This is a genomic window from Roseiarcus sp. (assembly GCF_052145395.1).
Lineage (GTDB): Bacteria > Pseudomonadota > Alphaproteobacteria > Rhizobiales > Beijerinckiaceae > Roseiarcus.
In genome coordinates this window covers 1-5504 of the sequence record NZ_JBKQOT010000653.1, presented here as the reverse complement: position 1 = coordinate 5504, position 5504 = coordinate 1, and the positions used below count along the sequence as shown (strand labels likewise).

Annotated in this window: 1 protein-coding gene and 1 pseudogene; both read left to right on the top strand. The window is 61.0% G+C overall.

The features are described from left to right. Positions 1-1116 precede the first annotated feature (1116 nt). A complete protein-coding gene (locus ACLP25_RS22535; RefSeq protein WP_442471375.1) occupies positions 1117-2241 on the top strand; it encodes an efflux RND transporter periplasmic adaptor subunit in 1125 nt (374 codons plus the stop codon). Beyond that, positions 2238-5346, top strand: a pseudogene (locus ACLP25_RS22530) (efflux RND transporter permease subunit). The gene ACLP25_RS22535 and the pseudogene ACLP25_RS22530 overlap by 4 nt, the downstream one beginning before the upstream one ends. Positions 5347-5504: the final 158 nt, after the last annotated feature.

Here is a 5504-nt window from a genome sequence, read left to right as displayed (position 1 = left end):
ACGGTCGGGCTACGCCCTTCCTTCGTCATCCCCGCGGCGGCGTATTCTCATCCTGATTGTCGCGCGATTCTCATCCTGATTGTCGCGCCGCACTACGAGGGACCTGCTCAGATCATTCGATTGCATGGGGCGCTCCATCATCCCCTAGGACGACCGGCGACTCAGAGGGCGAGTCAATCCCTTTGGACACACTTCGCGGCGTCACGAAAAGTTCCTCCTACTCGAAGAGCGGGAGCACGATTGTCGGGCCGTCTTTGCGTTCTAGGGAAGGCCGTATCTGTCCGCCTCGGCTTCGCCCCTTAATCGGCAAGGCTGACGCTCCAATCTAAGCGTGAGCTTGGCCCAATTGGACTTCACTCGCAACTGGATTGCTCTCGCGTAGAACTCCACCATTGCCGCACACCTCGTGGGAATGAGGCAGAGACATGACGATTGGCCGAAACGGCCTCATTGAACCGGATCGGCCGTCGTCGTGCCTTCCCGCGCGGTTCGTTCAAGCTCAACGGCTGATCCCAGCTCGGCGAACACAATTAATCGACCTCCGCGACGCGCCCCGATAAGGGCGTATACAAAGGTTGGATTCACGAACAAACAAGACGCGATGGTCAAGCAGTATATGATGGAAGAGCTACGAAAATAGTGTAAGTTAACTTCAGCTGGCGTTATGAACGTCAACTGAATTGACGCAGAAGAGGGCGACGGCGCGAAATCGAGACGGTCCCCGTCCCTACCGGTCACTACCGCGACCGGACAGGTGGGCGCAGCCCGTTGCCGGACGGGCGCCGCTCCGCGCACCCCTCGTGGCCGCGCAATTTCCGCAGCGAAGAAATCTGGACCTAAACCGATAGGGTCGCGGACCTAAACCAATAGGCGATAGGGGCAGAACATACATCGGATTTATATCGAGCGCAGCGCCGCCCATGATGACCTTGACACATATGAATTTCGCTCTTGGTATTGGAGCATTTTGTGACGTGATCCGACCGCTTGGATACAGGGGAATATGAATTCGCCAGGTCCAAGGTCATCGCTTTTTCCGCGGACCGGGGTCGCAGCTGATGACGAGAGAGGGTCCGCATGCACGTGCCCTACAAATCAGTACTAGGCTTCGTCGCCTTGGCCGCCGCAGCGTTCGGCTTCATCCATTGGAGGTCCGCTGACCAACCCGTGTCGGCGCCCTCGGCCACATCCCCGGTCCCGGTTGTCACCGCGCCGGTGCAGCAGCACGACGAGCCAGTCGTGCTTTCCGGCCTTGGAACCGTTGAAGCGCTTAATATGGCTTCGATCCAGAGCCAGGTGACGGGTGTGCTTGAGGAGGTCGATTTTACCGAAGGCCAGGCGGTCAAGCGCGGCGACGTCCTCGCCAAAATCGACCCGCGTCTCTACCAGGCGGCTTTGGCGCAGGCGCAAGGACAACTGGCCAAGGACACCGCGCTTCATGCCCAAGCGCAGTCCGATCTCGCGCGCTATCAAGCGCTTGGCAGAGAGGATTCGATCGCCATGCAGCAAGTCGCCGACCAGAAGTTTCTGGTTGCGCAGGACGCGGCCGCCATGGAGACCGACCAGGGGGTGATCAATAGCGACCAGACGCAGCTGGACTACACGACGCTGCGGGCGCCCTTCGATGGCGTGACCGGCATCCTGCAGAACCAAATCGGCAACCTGATCCAACCAACGAACACGACCGGCATCGTGGTTCTTACCCAGGTGCAACCGATCAGCGTCGTGTTCATCTTGCCGAACGCCGATATCGCGTTCGTCCAGGAGGCCATGGCGCGCGGCCCGGTTCAAGCGACGGTCTATGATCAAAGCGGTTCGAAGCAGCTCGATGTCGGCACGCTGCTGGCGATCAGTAACCAGGCGGCCCCGACTTCCGGGACAGTTCAGCTCAAGGCGATATTTCCGAATCAGCAGCGTCAGCTCTGGCCTGGAACGTTCGTTAACGTCGACCTCACAACCTCGGTCGTCGCTAACGCGCTGACGGTCCCGACGGACGCTCTGCAGCAGAACGATCGGGGGCAATTCGTGTATGTTGTCGGCGCTGATAATCGGGTCGCAGCGCGCCCGGTCGAAGTTGCACAGCGGCTGCATGCGGTCGCGCTCATCTCGAAGGGGCTGCAAGTTGGCGAAACTGTCGTCGTGCAGGGTCAGTACCGGCTAACGCCTGGAACCGTCGTCGCCGCGGCGAAGCCGTCCGACGCGCCGAACCCGTCGACGGCCAGCGCGGGGATGCTGCCTTGAACCTCTCGAGCGGATTCATCACCAGACCGATCGCGACCGCGCTGCTGATGGTCGCGGTCGTCGCGCTCGGGATCGTCAGCTACACACTGCTTCCCGTCGCCGCCTTGCCCAATATCGACACAGCGACGATCCAGGTGACCGCCCAGATGCCCGGGGCGGATCCGCAAACGATGGCGTCCTCGGTCACCACTCAACTTGAACGACAATTCGGCCAGATCCCTGGCTTAGCGCAAATGACTTCGAGCAGCGGCACGGGATACGTCTCGATCACGCTTCAATTCGACCACAGCCGCACCGTCGATTCGGCGGCCGAGGACGTGCAGGCGGCGATCAACGCGACGCAGTTGCAATTGCCGGTCTCGCTCCTGACTGCGCCAATCTATCGCAAGACCAATCCCGCCGACACGCCGATCCTGCTGATATCGCTCACGTCAGACGTGCTGCCGATCATGACGGTCAGCGACTATGCCTACTCGATCCTGGCGCAGAAGCTTTCGCAAGTCCCGGGTGTCGGCCTCGTAACCGTCGGCGGCGAACAAAATCCGTCGATCCGTGTCCAGCTCAACCCGGCCCAGCTCGCAGCCATGGGCCTTGATTTCGAAACGGTCCGGCTCGCCCTCGCGAACCTGACCGTCGTTCAGCCGACCGGGCTGCTCTACGGGGGTCAACAAGCCGTCGCGCTTAAAACGAATGACCAGCTGATGACGGCCCAAGGCTTTGACGACGCAATCGTAGCCTATCGCAATGGGGCGCCGATTCGCATCCACGACATCGGGCTGGCGATAAAGGCGCCCGAGGACAGAACTCTTGGAGGTTGGCTCAACACCAAACCGGCAATTTTGCTGGCCGTTCAGCGGACGCCCGGCGCCAATGTCATGTCGACCGTGGCGGCGATCAAACGGGCGCTGCCCCAACTCCGGGCGTCGCTGCCGCCGGGCGTGATCGTCGACATTGTTTCCGATCGAACCCAGACCATCGTCGCCAGCGTCGCGGATGTGCGCTTCACGCTGCTCCTGACGATCGCGCTCGTGGTCGGCGTCATTGCACTCTTCCTCCGAAAACTTTGGGCAACCGTCATTCCTGCGATTTCGGTGCCGATTTCCATCGTTGGCACGTTCGCGGTGATGTTGGTGCTAGGCTACAGTCTCGACAATCTGTCCTTGATGGCTCTCACGATCGCGGTGGGCTTCGTCGTCGACGACGCCATTGTCATGGTCGAGAACATCGTCAGGCATATCGAAGGCGGCGCGTCGCCGTTGCAAGCCGCGCTCGACGGCGCGGGCGAGATCGGCTTCACCATCCTGTCGATTTCGCTGTCGCTGATCGCGGTGTTTATCCCACTCTTCCTGATGGGCGGCGTGGTCGGACTCCTGTTTCGGGAATTCGCCGTGACCGTCGCCGTTTCGATTCTGGTCTCGGTGATCGTCTCGCTAACACTCACTCCCATGCTCTGCGCGAAATTGCTGCCGGTGCCGGGGCATGGAAAGGAGGGCCGGGTTTCCCGTGCGCTTGAAGGGTTCTTCACCTGGCTCGTGAACGTCTATGATCGCGCTCTGATCGTCGCTCTGCGGCATCGCTTGATCACGCTGGGCGTGATGCTCGCCACCGTGGCCGCGACCGGCGCGCTGTTCGTCGTCATTCCCAAGGGCTTCTTCCCGCAACAGGACACCGGCCTCATTGTCGGCATCAGCGAAGCGGCCCAGGATGTCTCGCCCGACGGGATGAAACAGCGGCAGCAGGCGATCCTCGACATCGCCAGCCGCGACCCCGCCGTCGCCTCAGCAGTCGGCTATATCGGACCCGGGGGCCCCACCGTCACCGAGAACGATGGGCGCGTCTTCATCACTCTGAAGCCGAAAGGTCAGCGCAATGCGACTGCCGATCAGGTGATTGCCCGGCTCACAACCGCGCTGCAACCAGTGCAGGGAATGACGCTCTATATGCAAGCGGCGCAAGACTTCACTATCGGCAGCCGCCTGTCGAAGACCCAGTACCAATTCACCTTGGTCGACATCAACCAGGACGAACTCAATTTCTATGCGCCGAAATTGCTCGCGAAGCTGCAGGACCTGCCGGAACTAACGGCGGTCGCCAGCGATCAGGAAGCGCCCGGCCGCACGCAGCAGGTTCAGATTGACCGGGCGGCCGCCGCGCTGTTCGGCATCACGCCCGCGACGATCGACTCCACCCTCTACGACGCGTTCGGACAGCGTCACATCGCGCGGATCTACACGGCGCTTAACGAATATTACGTGATTCTGGAAGTCAATCAGCAATATCAGCTTGGACCCAATGCGCTGCAACGCATCTACGTTCTCTCGCAGAACAACACAATGACCCCCTTGAGCCAGATCGCCAGCCTGACGCCGGCGGCAGCTCCGGTCGTCATCAATCATCAGGGCCAGTTTCCGTCAGTCACCTTGAGCTTCAATCTTGCGCCGGGCGCGACGATCGGTGCGGCCGTTTCAGCGGTGCAAAAGGCCGCCGCCGATCTACGCTTGCCGGCATCGATCGCCACGGGTTTCCAGGGCAACGCGCAAGCCTTCCAAAGCTCGCTCAGCACCACGCCCCCGCTGATCCTCGCGGCTCTGTTCGCGGTCTATATCATCCTCGGTATGCTCTACGAGAGCACGATTCATCCATTGACCATTTTGTCGACGTTGCCCTCCGCCGGTCTCGGCGCGCTTGTCACCCTGATGCTGGTCGGTAGCCCGCTCGACGTGATCGGTATTATCGGCATTATCCTCTTGATAGGCATTGTGAAGAAAAACGGCATTATGCTTGTTGACGTGGCGCTCGAAGGGCAGCGCGAGGGCGGACTTTCCTCTGAGGACGCGATCCATCACGCGTGCCTCCTCCGCTTTCGGCCTATACTGATGACGACCATGTGCGCGCTGCGTTCCGCTGATGCTCGGAACCGGGACCGGGTCCGAAATCCGGCAACCGCTGGGCTATGCGATCGTCGGCGGGTTGCTGGTGTCGCAAGTGCTCACCCTCTTCACCACGCCAGTCGTATTCATCTACATGGACAAGCTCGGTCAGGCGCTGTCGGCCCCGAGTCGCGCCAAGCCCTCCGCTCTTGCCAACGCGATGCGGGCCGATTGATCCAATTAGATCCTCGCGTTCTTCGTCAGCCCTCGGCAGCTTTCCCGCCGTCCCCAAACAGCAACCATTCGCGGACGCATGGCGAAGGGGGGCTTTGGGCTTTGTCACGTCGCCGCGCGTCGAACGCGAAGCGTCGGCGCCTCAGCAATTGTTAGGCA